This is a genomic window from Bacillus cereus group sp. N31 (genome assembly GCF_016483245.1).
In the GTDB taxonomy this organism is placed as follows: Bacteria; Bacillota; Bacilli; order Bacillales; family Bacillaceae_G; genus Bacillus_A; species Bacillus_A toyonensis.
In genome coordinates this window covers 1-17,162 of the sequence record NZ_JAEHCH010000026.1, presented here as the reverse complement: position 1 = coordinate 17,162, position 17,162 = coordinate 1, and the positions used below count along the sequence as shown (strand labels likewise).

Below are 17,162 nucleotides of genomic sequence, written 5' to 3'. Positions count from 1 at the left end.
AAAAAGTGTTCCCTAGATTGGGAACACTTTTTTAATCGTAAGAAATTTTTGTCCCATGAGTCCAACTGGCATCACCTTCTTGTAAGCCACCTCTTGATTCAATTTCTATTACAATTTCTTTATAAATACTTTGACCTTCTGCGTTTAAATAGGGCAAAATCTGTTGTAATGAATGATGAAAATAAGCTAATTCATCTTCTTTCCATTCATTTTTTGAAATCATCGTTAGTTCAGTCATATCGCGTCCTATATACATATTTCCACCTCCGTACCCTATAGTTTGAATGAGTATTAAGAGATATATGCGGAAATTTTTCAACAGAAAATTACGGATAGTTTCTGGTTGAATTGGTTACATTATTGATTGTGGAGGTGAGAAAGATGAGTAAAAAACAACAAGGTTATAACAAGGCAACTTCTGGTGCTAGCATTCAAAGTACAAATGCTAGTTATGGTACAGAGTTTGCGACTGAAACAAATGTACAAGCAGTAAAACAAGCAAACGCACAATCAGAAGCAAAGAAAGCACAAGCTTCTGGTGCACAAAGTGCAAACGCTAGTTATGGTACAGAATTTGCAACTGAAACAGATGTGCATGCTGTGAAAAAACAAAATGCAAAATCAGCTGCAAAACAATCACAATCTTCTAGTTCAAACGAGTAATGAAAGAAAAACACTTCTCCAATTCGAGAGAAGTGTTTTCTTTGTGTGCGGGTCATTGTAATGAAAAGAAAGTGAACGACATAACTTCTAATAAGTCAACAAATGTAGTCAAAGGAGAAGGAAGTTAAAGATTAGAAATATGTAATTAGGAATAATAACTAATGAATAAATCTAAAAGGGGGTAAGTAATGAAGGATTTTGATAAGTTGGTAGGAGAGCAATTGGAAACGATGGATGAGCTGTTAAAATTGCAATCACACTTAGAGAAGTATCAGCAAATTGAAGTGAGTGAAAAGGATACGTGCGATAAAAAAGACTTACATTTTATTCGCCAAGAAATATATAGAACAGAAATAGCATTGAAACTATTACATGAAAAATTCGAAAAGCAAACGAATAGTGTGATTAAATCTTTTAAAACTGAAAAAATGATTTCAAATTTAGGATAAGATATGTTCTTACCTTCAGATGAAAAGTCCTTCTTAACATGAAAATAAGGAAGGGCTTTTTCTGTTATTATTTCCTTATTTATAAATGAGTCAGGAAAAGCCTCAGTAGGGATATGGTATTCAACAATAAACATGCAGTGTAAAAAATAGAGTCTTGTCGCTTTAGTTTTAAAATTTCGACAAAAAAGTTATAATAGAAAAAAAGTGAATGCAGTTCAAAGGATAGTTGAGTTAATTTAAGAAGGGCATTTGCAGTTGAAAGAAGGGAGCATATATGGCATTTCCCAAAGAAGGAGAAAAAGTACAAATACATAGTTATAAACATAATGGCTCCATTCATAGAATGTGGGAAGAGACAACGATTTTAAAAGGGACACAGAGTCTTGTAATTGGAGCGAATGATCGAACAATAGTTACAGAATCAGATGGCCGAACATGGGTTACTCGGGAACCTGCAATTTGTTATTTTCATGCAAACTATTGGTTTAATGTGATTGGGATGCTAAGAGAAGAGGGCGTATATTATTATTGTAATTTAAGTTCTCCTTTTGCATATGATTCAGAAGCATTAAAGTATATTGATTATGATTTAGATATTAAAGTGTATCCAGATATGACATATACACTGTTAGATGAAGATGAGTATGAAAAGCATAGTCAAATCATGCAATATCCACCTGTTATTGATACAATTTTAAAGCGAAATGTAGCACATTTAACGCAGTGGATTCATCAAAGAAAAGGTCCATTTGCACCAGATTTTGTAGATATGTGGTATGAGAGATATTTAATGTACAGAAATTAAAACAAACCTGCAGGGGATTTCCCGGCAGGTTTGTCCTATTAGAGGGGGGATTATGTGCAAGGTATAAAAAGATATTTACAATTTGTTAAACCATATAGATGGCTTATTACTATTACAATTGTTATCGGTCTAGTTAAGTTCGGTATCCCGCTTATTATGCCATGGTTATTAAAGTATATTATCGACGATGTAATCCAAGGTGGGGGTTCACTTCAAGATAAAACGTCCCAATTAATAACGGCGATTGGGATAGCCTTTTTTATTTTTGCAGTATTAAGGCCACCGATTGAATATTATCGTCAATATTTCGCGCAACGTATCGCGAATACAATACTATATGATTTGCGGAAACATATTTTTGGTCACTTGCAAAAATTGAGCTTGCGTTATTATTCGAATACAAAAACAGGAGAGCTTATTTCACGTGTAATCCATGATGTAGAGCAAACGAAGGATTTTGTAATTACCGGTTTAATGAATGTTTGGTTAGATACTGCGACAATTGCGATTGCTATTATTGTTATGTTTTCTATGAACATAAAGTTAACGTTTGTTGCTTTATTGATTTTACCTATTTATGTTGTTGCGGTGAAATATTTTTTCGGACGTCTTCGAAAATTGACGAAAGAACGTTCACAAGCGTTAGCAACTATGCAAGGTTATTTACATGAACGTATTCAAGGAATGCAAGTGACGCGTAGCTTTGCATTAGAAGAGTATGAGGGTAAGCAGTTTGAAAAAAGAAATAATGAATTTTTAACGAAAGCATTAACGCATACAAGTTGGACGGCGAGAACGTTTTCGGCAGTAAATACTTTAACTGATTTAGGCCCGTTACTTGTCATTGGTTTTGCAGCATATGAAGTAATTCAAGGTCAGTTGACGCTAGGGACTATGGTTGCTTTTGTTGGTTATATGGATAGTTTATATAGTCCGCTTCGCCGCCTTGTTAATTCATCTACAACATTAACGCAATCTTTCGCCTCGATGGATCGAGTGTTTGAACTGTTAGATGAAAAGTACGATATTGTTAATGTGCCAAATGCGGTACAAGTGAAAAAATTAAATGGAGAAATTGTATTTGATAATGTGTCTTTTCGTTATAATGCAGATGAAAAAAAGATATTACATAACTTGTCATTAACTATGCGGCCAGGAGAGAAGGTAGCACTTGTAGGAGCGAGTGGGGGAGGAAAGTCATCTCTTGCTAGTTTAATTCCGCGTTTCTATGATGTTTCGGAAGGGTCAGTTTATGTAGATGGGATAGATGTAAGAAAGTATGATATGAGAAATTTACGTAGTCATATTGGGATTGTACTGCAAGATAATTTATTATTTAGCGATACAATCGGAGCTAATATTTTATATGGAAATCCGAAAGCTAAAGAGACAGAAGTGATTGCAGCAGCCAAAGCCGCGCAAATTCATGATTTTATTATAGAGTTACCAGATGGTTACAATACTGTTGTTGGAGAACGTGGTGTGAAGTTATCTGGTGGACAAAGGCAACGTGTAGCAATTGCGCGAGTATTTCTAAAGAATCCATCGTTACTTATATTAGATGAAGCAACTTCTGCTTTAGATTTAGAAAACGAACGGTATATTCAAGAGGCGCTTCAAACGTTAGCTGCTGATCGGACGACGATTATAATTGCACATCGATTAGCAACGATTACGCATGTTGATACGATTATTTACATTGAAGATGGTGAAATTAAAGAAACAGGTTCTCATGAAGAGTTAATGAAAAAAAGGGGATTCTATTACAATTTATATCAACTTCAAAATATAACAGAAACAGCTCCTTTAGCGTAAAAGGAGCTGTTTTTTATTCGTCTTCTTTTTTATCGTCGATTTGGAGTTCTGTTTCTGGTTTATGGTATGTGTAGAAGCTATCCACAAGTAAATCTAAATGCTCTACTTCTTCACTATAATTAATAATTGAAGAAATAAGAGGGAATAGATGTAACCATGTTTTATATGCTTCCTCATCATCTTTGTTTTGATACTCCATAAAGATATCAATTAATTCTTGTTTACCTGTTTCAACTTCATCAAGCATCTCAACGGATTGTTGTTTCTTTGCTTTACCAATAAATTTTAATAAAACTTGTTCATGATAATGCGTTAATGAGTCAAGCTCGTTTTGAATAGATTCCTGAAATTCTTCTGGCATATAGCGCAGTTCATTTTCAGTGCGATGTAATGATTTTAACGTACTTAAAGCACGGCTTGTCGTCGCTAACATTTGTCTGAATAAAACGAGCTTACGAATTTTTGCGAACTGTACTTTTTTCGTGTAGCTTCTTTCTTCTTTATACAGCAAATAGTAATGGTTTAGTTTGATCATTTTTTCTTTCATACGATCAATATCAGTTTTTAACGTTGTAAAGTCAGAAGCTTGCCTGCTATTCATTCGAATCCATTTCACAATTTCCTCTGTATTATCAACGATACGATGATAAAGCTTTGTTTCGTATTTTGGCGGCATAAACACTAAATTTACAACTGAAGCCGCAATAATTCCGATCATAATCGTCGCAAAGCGAAGTAAGGCAAAACTAAAGAAATCTTCGCCTTGATACTCCATAATGGCGATAACTGTTACTAAAGCAATTGATATTGTGTTTTCTAATCGTAATTGTAATGTAAGAGCAATTACTAATATACATGTTAATCCAATAATAAAAGGATTATGTCCAAAAGCAGTAGCAAATACGATAGCGAATACCGCACCAATTACGTTTGCTTGAATTTGTTCAAGTGCAGTTAAATACGAACGATATACAGACGGTTGAACAGCGAATATAGCTGAGATTCCCGCAAATACCGGACTCGGTAAGTGAAGTAAAATACAAGCAAATAAAGCTAATGTGATGGCAATACCCGTTTTTAAAATGCGAGCACCAAGTTTCATACCCTTAATAAGATCCTTTCTCTTGTCATAATGAATGTACAACATGATACTATACATTCATTACAATATGTTAGCAAGTGATATTTTAGTGATATAAAAAAAGAAATTAAGATTCATTTATCCCGCTATTTGCGGGCAGTAGAACTCCTACCTCAAAGTTCGGCTAGAGCAAAGGAGTTAGGTGGGAGTCGGGCTGCCCGTAAATGCCCGATTGGTGTGGGCTAATAATCAGTGGGGGATGAACAAAACCCCCACTGATTAAAGTTTCACTTTATAATTTTTTCCTAATTCTTTTTAAACATTAATTTTTAGTAAAAAAACCTGCTGAATTTCAGCAGGTTTCAAATTGTTACTATAGATTACTATGAGAAGTATACTTCGTCAATTTTTTATTGAAAATAAAAAGGGTATATATCACTCAGTTGAGATAGATGGATCAGCCTGCTCTTTTTTCGGGATAATTTCAAAAAATTGCTGCTGCATATCATCTAGTAACGGGGTTAACAAAGCAACTTCCTCATATTGCTCATGCTCATTTAATACACGAATATAATCTAGCAATAGTTCAGTTACATCTTGCACACCATTTTTACTAATTGATTGTAATGTAACATTTGCACCTTTTGCGATTCTTCTTTTTAAGGCTTTTTCTGTTAAACCTAAGTTTGAATCATGACGTAAATAAACAACACCACCAGTCATACCAGCACAGATCCATGGACCAGGATCTCCTAAAACAAGAGCCCGCCCATTTGTCATATATTCAAAAGCGAAACCTTTAATATTCGAGTATGATCCTATATTTCCTTGCTCTTTTTCACGGAGTGGTTTTGTCATTCTCCCTCCAATTATCATGTCTGCTCCAGAAAGGCGAATACCAGCACGAGCGTCGGCGTTACCTTGCACGTATAATGCACCTTTTTGTGCACCATATCCAAATCCTTTTCCGACAGACCCATTATAATATGTTCCATTTTTACCTTTTGCTTTCGTTATATAAATGCCACCGCCAAATGAAGTTTTGCCAATGCCATCTTGTGCGCCGCCATTTACGTGTATAAATAAGTTTTCACTATTGTAAGCGCCTAATCCATTTCCAGGAACAGAGCCATTTGTATACTTTAATGTAAGTGGTTCAAGCTTTGTATCTTCATATAATTTACTACGAACGCGATAACAAGATTCTAAACCGCCCATAACTCGTTGTTCTACGCCAACTCCTACTAATTCTTTTGAGTGAGGAGAATGCACTGTTTCAAATTGTTTTTCTTCCACAGATACTCTTGTTGTAACAGTTGAATTTTCTATCGTTTGTAGTAAATTACATAACTCTAACAAATCTTGACCTCGAACTTGTTCTAATAAATCGGAACGCCCGACAATTTCTTGTAAATTTGCATAACCGAGTTGCCCTGTTAACCGTTTTAATTCTAAACCGAAAGTGGTGAATAAATTTAATAGGCCAGTAACTGCGCTTTCTAATTCGCGCGGGACGAAGCGGCGTAATCCATGTTCTTTCGCTTGTGCTTCAGATTCAATTTGTGTTGCAATTCCAACGTGGCAAGTATCTAGATGACAACCACGGCAAGTTGTACAGCCGATGGCAATCATTGATAATGTACCAAACCCAATACGGTTTGCTCCAAGAAGAATGATTTTTAAGGCGTCATTTACACTTCGAATACCACCATCTGCCCAAATTTCTACTTTATGTCTCATACTTGCTTCTAGTAGAGCGTTGTGAGCAGCTTTAACACCGATTTCTACTGGAAGACCTACATGTTGTAATGCATGAATACGTGCAGCCCCTGTTCCGCCGTCAAATCCGCTAATGTTAATAAAATCAGCGCCAGCTTTAGCGATACCGACAGCAATTGTTCCAATGTTAGGAACGACAGGGACTTTTACGGCTACTTTTGCAAGTTGATTAGCCGTTTTAATTTCTGTAATCATTTGAGCTAAATCTTCAATCGAATAAATATCATGGTTGTTAGAAGGCGAAATTAAATCTGATCCAATTGTAGCGTTACGTGCCTCAGCAATTTTTGCGGTTACTTTAGAACCTGGTAAATGTCCGCCTTCGCCAGGTTTTGCGCCTTGACCGATTTTTATTTCAATTAAATTTGATGAATTTAGTAGTTCAGCGTTTACTCCAAATCGGCCAGATGCAACTTGTTGTCCACGTGTATTTGGGTATTTGCCAATCATATCTTTAATTTCGCCGCCTTCACCGTTCAAACTAATCATATTTAGCTGATCGGCAGCTTCTGCATATGCACGAAAGGCAATTTCATTTTGAGAACCGAATGACATGGAACTAATAATAAACGGTAAATCATGATTTTGAATGCTAATAGACACTTCTTCAGCCGGAACGACATGCTTTGTTTGTTTCGTTTGAACAAGGTGTCTGATTGCAATCGGATTATTGTCTTCTAATTCACTTAACTTTTCGCGGTAATCATCATAAGAATTTCCTTTTGCAACATCACCAATTGCTTTCCAAATCCGCGGGAATATATGAAATGATTTTCGCATTCTAATTTTAGGATTGTTATAATCATCTGCCCGCGATTTCGCATCTTTAGCAAGCGATTCAAGTGAAAAAGCTAAATCATTTGAACCGAAGAAATTCGTAATTTGTAATATATTTGCGATTTCCTCATGTAATCCGATAGAGGAATAGAGGCGGCCGTAACCACGTAACTCATGAATTCCAATTGTTGAAATGACTTTCTCTAGTCCTTTATTAAGTGCATTATACAGATTCATAATTGGTGTTTTTGATCCATCATTTACGGTCGCGAACAATAAATATGGATTAATACTGTCTGCTCCTAATCCATATAGTGTGACGATATCGTGTAAGGAGCGAAGAGCACCAGAACGTATAACGAGAGAACAATTTCGGCGTAATTTATTTTCACTTAATACTTGATGTACTTTAGCGGTAACTAAATGTGGATCCATCCATAACTGTTCATTTTGATGAGCTTTTGCGTCATCTAATAATAGTAGGGAAGCACCATTGTTAACGGCAGCTATCGCTTCGGAACTAATTCGATTTAATGCGCATTGTAAAGTTTCTAACGGGCTGAAGGTGGCAGAAATTGTAGCGATAGAGCTATGTGTAACGAACAATTGTATAAGTTGTTCGTACGTAATTGTGTGCAATTCCGCTGCGATAGATTGTGCAACACTTCCTTCTAAAATAATTGGTGAAAGCATCTCAACTACAAATGGCTGTTTCATCTTACTTAATAAACTTGGACGCTCTCCAATTACAGTACGTGTAGAGAAGTGTTCAATTTCACGATCACGGTCAATTGCTGGGTTTGTAACAACAGCTACACTTTCTTTAATAAAGTCAGCAATATTTCGTCTATCCGTATCGAGTGCAGCAAGTGGCGAGTCATGACCAAGTGAGCGAATTGGCTCAACTCCTTTTGTTGCCATCTGTTCAAGGAGCTGAATATGCTCTCGATCCCACCCGAAAGAAACGTACTGTTTCGTTTCAACTTGAACAGAATCACATAATCCTTGGATTTCTTTCGCTTCAGGGATAGATAAGTTTAAATGATAATTGTTAACATCGATTCGTTTTTGGAAACGATTATATACTTCAATTTGGTATTTGTCGTATTCATAAAGAACAAGTTCATCTTGTTCATTCCATTTTAATCCGACCTTTTCTCCAGGAGCGAGTGGTTTCGGTTCTTCTACATATTCGGTTGGTGATACAACTCCAGGTTCAGAAGAGAAAATATAAGAGCTTTCTGTTTCTACTTTCCATACTGGTCGTAGGCCAAGGGAATCGACGCTGAATACAGCTTCATCTTTATAGCGTGAAATAATGCCAGCTGGTCCTTGTGCGAAATGTCCCCAAGCTTCTCTTATATAAGTGTATAAGTTTTGTAAGTTTGTTTCGTATAGTTTTATTTCATTAATAATTGGTGGGAATAGTATATCCATCGCTTCAAATAAGCTGTAGTTATATTGAACAAGAAGAGTCTCTAAGGTGCGGTTTAAATCTTGGGAGTCACTTCCCCCTGCAGTTAGTGGTACATGAATCATTTCGGCTTGATCACGTAATTTGGCAATTGTATTAATTTCACCATTATGTCCGAGAATGCTAAATGGTTGTACACGAAAAAAATTAGATAATGTATTAGTAGAATAGCGATTATGTCCTAGTGTCATAGTTGAAGCGATAAGTGGGTGTTGTAAATCGTTGTAATAGGCAACAAGTGTATCTCCAGCACCTAGAACTTTATATACAACATGATCACGACTTAATGAAGCAACGTGAATCGCTTCGGTTTCCTCTATTTTTATCGTTACAGCAAATAATGTTTGCTCAATACTTTTAACTTCATTTTCAGCGATAAGGGCAACTTGCCAAAATAAAGGTTCTTCCTGTTTACCAAGTGGACCGAGTGCATCGGAATTTATTACATCATCACTTTCGAAAATAATAGTAAAGTTTTCATTGTTTAATTGCGTACGAATGTAATTTTTTAAGTCAACAATATTTTCTTTTTTGTTTAGAAAAAAATGTCCAACGATAAAGTGGGGATGATCCACAATCGTTGGATTATATCCGCTACTTTTCAATTTTTCGTTCCAAAGTGCTTTTGGTACATCAATATGGATTCCAATACCATCGCCTTCGCCATTGATGAAACCAGCTCTATGGTTCATTTTGATTAGTGATTGTATACAAAGGTCGATATTTTCTTTTGTAGGAATTTTTCTTTTTTCCATAACGGAAACGATTCCACACGCATCATGTTCTGCATTTTTATAATCTCGAAATAAAGACGGTGTCCATGTATTTTTTTTATTGAGCATCCGTCAATCCCCCCTCTTGTAAAAGATTGAATAATCTTACTATTTAAGGTGTAAATCACCTTGTACACAGAGATAATAACGATCTAAAAGAATATAAAACAGATAATTATGAATAATTATACTATTAATGCGGGATTTATGAAATAGAAAAAAGGAAAAAAGAAAGGTAACCTTTCTTTTTTCCTTGTAATGATAGTATTATTTACTGTCTGCTAAAGCAGCAAATGCTCTTCCAACAGCTTCGATTGTATATTCGATATCTTCTTGTGTATGTTCTGTCGTTAAGAACCATGCTTCATATTTAGACGGTGCTAAATTAATACCTTCTTGAAGCATAAGTTTGAAGAATCTACCGAACATTTCACCATCTGTATTTTTGGCTGCATCGTAATCTTCAATTGTATTTGTCGTGAAGTATACAGTTAATGCACCCTTTAGGCGGTTTACTGTAATATCGATATTATGTTTTGTAGCTTGCTCTAAAATTCCTTTTTCAAGCATTGCGCCAAGTTCATCTAATTTCTCGTATACGCCTTCTTGTTGAAGAACTTCTAGACAAGCGATACCAGATGCCATAGAAGCAGGATTTCCTGCCATTGTACCAGCTTGATATGCAGGTCCAAGCGGGGCAACTTGTTCCATAATTTCTTTCTTACCACCGTAAGCGCCAATTGGAAGTCCGCCGCCGATAACTTTACCAAGTGCAGTTAAGTCTGGTGTTACGCCAAGTAAGTCTTGAGCACCACCGTACATAAAGCGGAAAGCAGTAATAACTTCATCATAAATTACTAATGCGCCAGCTTCATGAACAAGCTCATTTACTTTCTCAAGGAATCCAGGTTTAGGCTCTACAATACCGAAGTTTCCAACGATTGGCTCTACAAGGATAGCTGCTACTTCATGTCCCCATTTATCTAACGCTTCTTTTAAAGTTTCTACATTATTAAAGGGAACGGTAATAACCTCTTGTGCAATACTTTGTGGCACACCAGCTGAATCAGGAGTTCCAAGAGTAGAAGGGCCAGAACCAGCTGCTACAAGTACTAAATCGGAATGACCGTGGTAACAACCAGCAAATTTCATGATTTTTGTGCGACCAGTGTAAGCACGGGCAACACGAATGGTTGTCATAACGGATTCTGTACCAGAGTTTACGAAGCGGACTTTATCTAATGCAGGCATTGCTTCTTTTAACATTTTTGCAAATTTTACTTCTAGTGCTGTTGGCGTTCCGTATAGTACACCATTTTCAGCAGCTGTTGTAATTGCTTTTGTTATATGGGGGTGAGCATGTCCAGTAATAATAGGACCATATGCTGCTAAATAATCGATATATTTATTTCCATCTACATCCCAGAAATAAGCACCTTTTCCACGTTCCATTGCAACGGGAGAACCGCCTCCAACTGCTTTGAAAGAACGAGAAGGACTATTAACACCACCAACAATATGTTCTAAAGCTTCTTTATGTAATGCTTCTGATTTCGTGAAATTCACTACAATTCATCTCCTTACAAAAATCTATGTATTATTCTAACATGTTTTTAGAAAAGACGTATTGTTTGTGATAGAAGGAGCAGTTGGGTAAACTATTCGTTGTGACATTTAGGAAGGGGGTCCGATTATGAAATCGGTAATTGAGGTACAAGGGTTACGTAAAGAGTTTACAGCCTATTCAAGTCGTCCGGGATTAAAGGGTGCATTTCGCGATTTATTAAATCGTAATTATAAAATAGTACCAGCAGTAAATGATGTGTCTTTTACTGTGAAGCAAGGTGAAATGGTTGGTTATATTGGTGAGAATGGTGCTGGTAAATCAACGACGATTAAAATGCTTACAGGGATTTTGACTCCGACTTCAGGGCAAATCACGGTGAACGGAATGAATCCGCATAAACAAAGAGAAGAATTTGTGAGAACAATTGGTGTTGTTTTTGGTCAGCGCTCTCAGCTTTGGTGGGATATTGCGGTACAAGAATCGTTTCGTTTATTGAAGAAAGTGTACGGTGTTTCAGACACTCAGTATAAGGAACATATGGAGCACGTAATCGAAACGTTAGATATTGGTCCTTTATTAGATAAGCCTGTCCGAAAGTTATCTCTTGGCCAAAGGATGCGCTGTGAATTAGCAGCAGCATTAATTCATAATCCACCGTTACTATTTTTAGATGAGCCAACAATAGGGCTAGATGTTCTTGTGAAATTGAAAATACGTGAATTCTTAAAAGAGATGAATGAACGTTATAAAACAACAATTTTATTAACAACACATGATATTACTGACATTGAAGCTTTATGTGAGCGCGTTATCATGCTGGATGAAGGAAATATTATGTATGACGGTTCTTTAAATAACCTTCGCACACAGTGGGGAGCAGAGAAGGAAATCCATTTTCAATTTGTCGCTCCAGTTTCTTATCAGATGTTATCGATGGTTATGCCAGATAGTCAAGTCGTTTGGTCAAAAGCGAAAGAGGAAAATGCGTGGGTTGCAAAAATACCGAATGAAGAAATTATTATTTCAATGCTTATTTCTAAAGTAGTACAAGCTTTTCAAATTAAAGATTTAAAAATTAACGAAGTGTCTACAGAGGAAATAATTCGTAACATTTATGAAGAAGGTATTAAGCATGGGTAAGTATATTGAAATGATTCGCATTCGCTTTTTAATGATGCTTGCTTATCGTACAAATTATTACAGCGGGATTTTAATTTATACGATTAATATCGGTGCGTATTATTTTTTATGGCAAGCGATTTATAGCGGGAAAGAGACTATTGAAAGTTTATCTATTTCGCAAATGACTACGTATATTGCAATCGCATGGATGGCACGTGCTTTTTATTTCAATAATATAGATAGAGAAATTGCGATGGAGATTCAAGAAGGGCGTGTGGCGGTAGAACTAATTCGTCCATATAACTATTTAGGAATGAAAGTTATGCAAGGTCTTGGCGAAGGGATATTTCGTTTTGCGTTCTTTTCAATCCCAGGTATGGTCATCGTTACTTTGTTATTTTCATTACAAATTACAACGAATTTTCAAACGTGGTTATATTTCTTCTTATCGTTAATATTTAGCTTTATCATTAATACACAAATAAACTTAATGACGGGAATGCTTACATTCTTCTTATTTAATAATAGTGGAATTATGTATGCAAAACGTGTCGTGATTGATTTATTTTCTGGTTTATTATTACCGATTAGTTTTTATCCATTATGGGCCCAAAAAGCAATGGTGTTTTTACCGTTTCAAGCAATTAGTTATATTCCGAGTATGATTTTCTCTGAAGGTATACAGGGAAGTGAGTTATATGAAGCTTTGTTATTTCAAGTAATTTGGGCAATTATACTTATTATTCCAATTGTACTCATGTGGAAAACGGCGAGAAAACGTCTAATTGTACAAGGGGGATGATAGGATGCTATATATAAAATTATTTTTGCAATACGCAAGCCAATATATAAAAACTAAATTAGAGTATCGAGGCGATTTTATCGTCGGATTACTTTCGGATTTATCACTACAAGCGGTTAATTTAATCTTTATTCTCGTAGTATTTGGGCATACACAAGCATTAAAAGGATGGAGCCGAGAAGAAGTCATCTTTATTTATGGTTTCTTTTTAGTACCGTTTGCCATTTTTTCAGCATTCTTTAACATATGGGACTTTAATGATCGTTACATTATTAAAGGTGAAATGGATCGTGTATTGACGAGACCAATTCATAGCTTATTTCAAATTATATTAGAAAGAATGGAACTTGAATCTTTAATTGGAGCGTTTACAGGAATTATTGTAATGGGATACGCAGCAGTGGAACTAAATTTATCCTTTTACTGGTATGATTTCTTCCTATTCTTACTGATGGTAGGAGGAGGAGCGCTTGTGTACGGCGGGATATTTGTTACGCTTGCGAGCCTTGGTTTTTGGTCGGATGCGAAAAGTTCCATTATGCCGCTTATGTATAACATAGGTAATTACGGCCGCTATCCTGTTAATATTTATAACCGTGTAATTCGTTTCATTTTAACGTTTGTTTTACCATTTGCATTTGTTGGAGTATACCCAGCGGCGTACTTCTTAAGAAAAACAGAGTGGAATAGCTATGCATTTGCAACGCCAATTGTTGGTGTCATTTGCTTTACTATTGCAATTACTCTCTGGAATCAAGGGGTAAAACGATATCGTGGTGCGGGGAATTAATTATAGAAGCTTGTTCGTTTCAAAGGGATAAATCAGCCGCCCATCTCATACATATAAAATGAGGTGGAGGACATGTTATGGGGATTTATTCTATTAATTGCAGCAGTAGCTATTTTAAGAAGTGTCCAATTATTATGGAGTTCGTATTCAGATTCAAAACGTTTCTTTTCGTTATATAATTTAGCCTCGTTATTTTTAATTTATACAACAGTACTGATTGCATTTGGATTAAGTTATGTTGTATTAGAGGAAATGGGTTTTACAGTTTTGAAAGAAGATGGTGAAAGGTTGACCGCTCATTCTTTTCAGCTTGTTGAAATTTGTTTATATTTTAGTGCAGTCACTTTATTGTCCGTTGGATATGGTGATATAGCTCCGATTGGAATAGGGAGATGGATTGCAATCGGAGAAGCACTGATTGGATATACATTACCGTTTGCTTTTGTGATGAGGTCTGTAATAGACAATGAAAAATAAGATCGCATTTGATATAGTAAAAGAAACAATAAGGAGTGATAATAATGATTACAGTAGGAGAAATGGCACCGGAATTCACGTTAGAAGGAAGTAACGGAGAACAAGTTCGCTTAGCTGACTTTCGCGGGAAAAATGTAGTTCTATATTTTTATCCGAAAGATATGACTCCAGGGTGTACAACAGAAGCATGTGATTTTCGTGATGCATATGGATTATTTCAAGAGAAGGATACGGTTATCCTTGGTGTAAGCCCTGACTCAGCGAATAGACATTTGAAATTCATTGAGAAGCATGAACTTCCATTTACACTTTTAGTAGATGAAGATCATAAAGTGGCAGAATTGTACGATGTTTGGAAATTGAAAAAGAACTTCGGGAAAGAGTATATGGGAATCGAACGCTCGACATTTCTTATTAATAAAGACGGTGAACTTGTAAAAGAGTGGCGTAAGGTAAAAGTAAAAGGGCATACCGAGGACGTTCTTTCTTATATAAAGTAAACCTATAGTGGAGATAAAATATATAGAAGTAAGGCAAGTGTCTATACATATTTTATCGTCTTACATAAAGTGGAAGTGTAGGGCATACCTCCTCAGATGATAGTATTCCAAGTGCGATTATGTCGCACTTTTTTCTATGTAAATGTATAGAAACTGGGGAAAGATACATAAGAATAAGGCTATATACAAAAATAAACCACATACTTATAGTAGAAATATTGACGATTTATAAGAAAAGGAGTACACTCTTTATAAGAATTATAAAATAATAATCCGTATAGAATCGGGGTGCATGACGGTGGTCAAAGAAGAATTAAAAGAAGCGCTAGAAATGCTGAAAAATACGGGTGTACGCATTACTCCACAGCGTCATGCTATTTTAGAGTACCTTGTGGAATCTATGACGCACCCAACAGCGGATGACATTTATAAAGCATTAGAAGGTAAGTTTCCAAATATGAGTGTTGCAACTGTTTATAATAACTTACGTGTATTTAAAGAAGTTGGACTTGTAAAGGAATTAACTTATGGAGACGCTTCAAGTAGATTTGATTATGTTACAAGTCAACATTATCATGTGATTTGTGAAAAATGTGGTAAGATTGTTGATTTTCCTTATGGAGGATTGGAACAGCTTGAAGAGGAAGCTGCGAAAACGACAGGCTTCGTTATTAATAGTCATCGCTTAGAAATTTATGGCGTTTGTCCAGAGTGTCATAAGGCGTAATATATAATAAAAAAAGAGGCTGACAGTTACGTCAGCCTCTTTTTTTATTATATAAAGGTATCTTATGTTTATTTGGAATTACAGCGTTAAGTGGAAAGGCCCATGGGGGCAAGTTACGTTAGTAAGAGGGTTAGATAAAACTGCGTCGAATAGATTTTATGTAGTGAAAATAACATCTTGGGGGATGCGCTTTGAAAACATATGAGATTAAAAATAACATTCCAACATTGGAAGAATACAAGTATTTATGTGACTCTGTCGGGTGGACTAATTATATGAATTTTGAAGTGGTGGAAACATCACTTCAAAATTCTATTTACTGCGTAACAGTCAATGATAATAATCGAATTGTGGGTATGGGGAGAATTGTTGGTGATGGGGCTATCTATTTCTATATTCAAGATATAGTGGTTCATCCAGATTATCAAAAGAATGGTATTGGAAAGAAAATAATGAGTGCTTTAGTTGAATACTTAAATCAGACTGCACCGGATAAAGCGTTTGTTGGTTTGTTTGCATCAGAAGGTAAAACGTCATTCTATGAAAAATATAATTTTAAAGATTACTCACCCAACATGACGGGGATGTTTACTGTAATATCGAAAAAATAGACATAATAAATTTTAGAAGAAGACAGTAAGCGATATGAAAGGCATCGTTTTTCTAATAGCCTTTCTCCTTATTAAACTAACGGGAACTTCAGTTTAATAAGGAAAAATTAAAAAGTCGATTTCTTGGTTAAGAAATCGACTTTTTAATGAGTTGAAACTTCTTTAGCTTTGTAAATAGAACTGTACCCTATATCCCTATAATTTATAGCTCTTCTTATTATATTTCTCATCAAATTCTTTTCCTTCTAGATTTCGATCAAGTGTTAAAGGTTGATTGCAATGCATACATGCGTCGACACGACCGAGCATTTTTGTTGGTTTATCGCAGCTTGGACAAATGATTTGTATAGTCTTTGTAGATAACATACCAATCCAAAAGTAAACGACAGTACTAGCGATAACAGCTAAAAAACCAACCATCATAAATGTTGTCATAATAATAATGTTGTCGCGGAAAAAGACACCTAAGTATGCAATGAAGAGGCCGATAAATACTAAACTTAATGCAAAGGTCCGAATTTTATTGATTTTGTTTGAATATTTAATGCTCATTCTCACCACACTCCTATAATAATAATATAACATAAAATTTAGAATTTTCATTCACTGGAGATTATGTTAAAGCGATAAGATATGAAATAAGGAGGAATGAAGAACGAACGGAAATAATAATGGTTATCAAAGGTTTTTTAACTCCTTAACGGGATGTGAAATTTTTTTATAAAAAGTATTGACCCTATATATACTGCATGATATATTAATAAACGTCGCTGATGCGGAAACGCAGAAAATGACAAAAAAGAAATTGAAAAACTTAGTTGACATCGAAAAACGAAGATGTTAACATAAGGAAGTCGCAAATGAGCGACCAAGTAGTTCTTTGAAAACTGAACGAAACAAACAACGTGAAACGTCAATTTTTATTTTTAGATGCTAGACAAACTAACTTT

The 17,162-nt window shown here is 35.5% G+C and carries 16 protein-coding genes; 11 read left to right on the top strand and 5 right to left on the bottom strand.

Annotated features, from left to right (window positions below; genetic code table 11):
* Window positions 1-31: 31 nt before the first annotated feature.
* Window positions 32-256, bottom strand: coding sequence for a hypothetical protein (locus tag JDS81_RS24410; RefSeq protein WP_000275431.1), 225 nt, complete (start codon window positions 254-256; stop codon window positions 32-34).
* A gap of 125 nt (window positions 257-381) precedes the next feature.
* On the opposite strand from JDS81_RS24410, the gene JDS81_RS24405 reads away from it, so the two are divergent.
* From JDS81_RS24405 to JDS81_RS24390, 4 genes are all read left to right on the top strand, one after another.
* The gene (locus JDS81_RS24405; protein ID WP_000039034.1) at window positions 382-663 is read left to right on the top strand and encodes a gamma-type small acid-soluble spore protein; all 282 of its coding nucleotides are present in this window, start codon (window positions 382-384) and stop codon (window positions 661-663) included.
* 188 nt (window positions 664-851) lie between these two features.
* Window positions 852-1,112, top strand: a complete 261-nt coding sequence (locus tag JDS81_RS24400; RefSeq protein ID WP_000651155.1) for a YgaB family protein — start codon at window positions 852-854, stop codon at window positions 1,110-1,112.
* A 274-nt stretch (window positions 1,113-1,386) separates the two neighbouring features.
* On the top strand, window positions 1,387-1,917 hold the full coding sequence (gene ntdP / locus JDS81_RS24395) for a nucleoside tri-diphosphate phosphatase (protein ID WP_000885402.1): 531 nt from the start codon (window positions 1,387-1,389) through the stop codon (window positions 1,915-1,917).
* A gap of 54 nt (window positions 1,918-1,971) precedes the next feature.
* Window positions 1,972-3,732, top strand: a complete 1,761-nt coding sequence (locus JDS81_RS24390; protein WP_097954443.1) for an ABC transporter ATP-binding protein — start codon at window positions 1,972-1,974, stop codon at window positions 3,730-3,732.
* A gap of 13 nt (window positions 3,733-3,745) precedes the next feature.
* Here JDS81_RS24390 and JDS81_RS24385 read toward each other — a convergent pair whose 3' ends face one another.
* The 3 genes from JDS81_RS24385 to hemL all read right to left on the bottom strand — a co-directional run bounded on the left by JDS81_RS24385 (window position 3,746) and on the right by hemL (window position 11,182).
* Window positions 3,746-4,834, bottom strand: a complete 1,089-nt coding sequence (locus JDS81_RS24385; RefSeq protein ID WP_000765783.1) for an aromatic acid exporter family protein — start codon at window positions 4,832-4,834, stop codon at window positions 3,746-3,748.
* 414 nt (window positions 4,835-5,248) lie between these two features.
* On the bottom strand, window positions 5,249-9,685 hold the full coding sequence (locus JDS81_RS24380) for a glutamate synthase-related protein (protein WP_097954444.1): 4,437 nt from the start codon (window positions 9,683-9,685) through the stop codon (window positions 5,249-5,251).
* Between the two features lie 198 nt (window positions 9,686-9,883).
* On the bottom strand, window positions 9,884-11,182 hold the full coding sequence (hemL, locus tag JDS81_RS24375) for a glutamate-1-semialdehyde-2,1-aminomutase (RefSeq protein ID WP_142311411.1): 1,299 nt from the start codon (window positions 11,180-11,182) through the stop codon (window positions 9,884-9,886).
* A 127-nt stretch (window positions 11,183-11,309) separates the two neighbouring features.
* Here hemL and JDS81_RS24370 point away from each other — a divergent pair, with 127 nt between their 5' ends.
* The 7 genes from JDS81_RS24370 (at window position 11,310) to JDS81_RS24340 (ending at window position 16,212) form a co-directional block, all read left to right on the top strand.
* The gene (locus tag JDS81_RS24370; RefSeq protein WP_000843664.1) at window positions 11,310-12,323 is read left to right on the top strand and encodes an ABC transporter ATP-binding protein; all 1,014 of its coding nucleotides are present in this window, start codon (window positions 11,310-11,312) and stop codon (window positions 12,321-12,323) included.
* Window positions 12,316-13,107: an ABC transporter permease gene (locus JDS81_RS24365; RefSeq protein WP_097954446.1), complete on the top strand. Its 792-nt coding sequence runs from the start codon at window positions 12,316-12,318 to the stop codon at window positions 13,105-13,107. Before JDS81_RS24370 ends, JDS81_RS24365 begins: the two co-directional genes overlap by 8 nt.
* Window positions 13,108-13,111: 4 nt before the next feature.
* Window positions 13,112-13,897 (top strand): ABC transporter permease, encoded by a 786-nt coding sequence (locus tag JDS81_RS24360; protein ID WP_097954447.1) that lies wholly within the window; start codon window positions 13,112-13,114, stop codon window positions 13,895-13,897.
* Window positions 13,898-13,969: 72 nt separating this feature from the next.
* Window positions 13,970-14,374 carry a potassium channel family protein gene (locus JDS81_RS24355; RefSeq protein WP_000964354.1) on the top strand — a complete coding sequence of 135 codons (405 nt, stop codon included), beginning with the start codon at window positions 13,970-13,972 and terminating at the stop codon, window positions 14,372-14,374.
* 44 nt (window positions 14,375-14,418) lie between these two features.
* Entirely contained in the window at window positions 14,419-14,874 is a 456-nt protein-coding gene (gene bcp, locus JDS81_RS24350; RefSeq protein WP_000633719.1) for a thioredoxin-dependent thiol peroxidase, read from the top strand.
* A 298-nt stretch (window positions 14,875-15,172) separates the two neighbouring features.
* Window positions 15,173-15,601: a peroxide-responsive transcriptional repressor PerR gene (gene perR / locus JDS81_RS24345; RefSeq protein WP_000237831.1), complete on the top strand. Its 429-nt coding sequence runs from the start codon at window positions 15,173-15,175 to the stop codon at window positions 15,599-15,601.
* A gap of 191 nt (window positions 15,602-15,792) precedes the next feature.
* A complete protein-coding gene (locus JDS81_RS24340) occupies window positions 15,793-16,212 on the top strand; it encodes a GNAT family N-acetyltransferase (protein ID WP_000860626.1) in 420 nt (139 codons plus the stop codon).
* A 195-nt stretch (window positions 16,213-16,407) separates the two neighbouring features.
* On the opposite strand, the gene JDS81_RS24335 is transcribed toward JDS81_RS24340, so the two are convergent.
* Window positions 16,408-16,764: a YgzB family protein gene (locus tag JDS81_RS24335; protein WP_000025051.1), complete on the bottom strand. Its 357-nt coding sequence runs from the start codon at window positions 16,762-16,764 to the stop codon at window positions 16,408-16,410.
* Window positions 16,765-17,162: the final 398 nt, after the last annotated feature.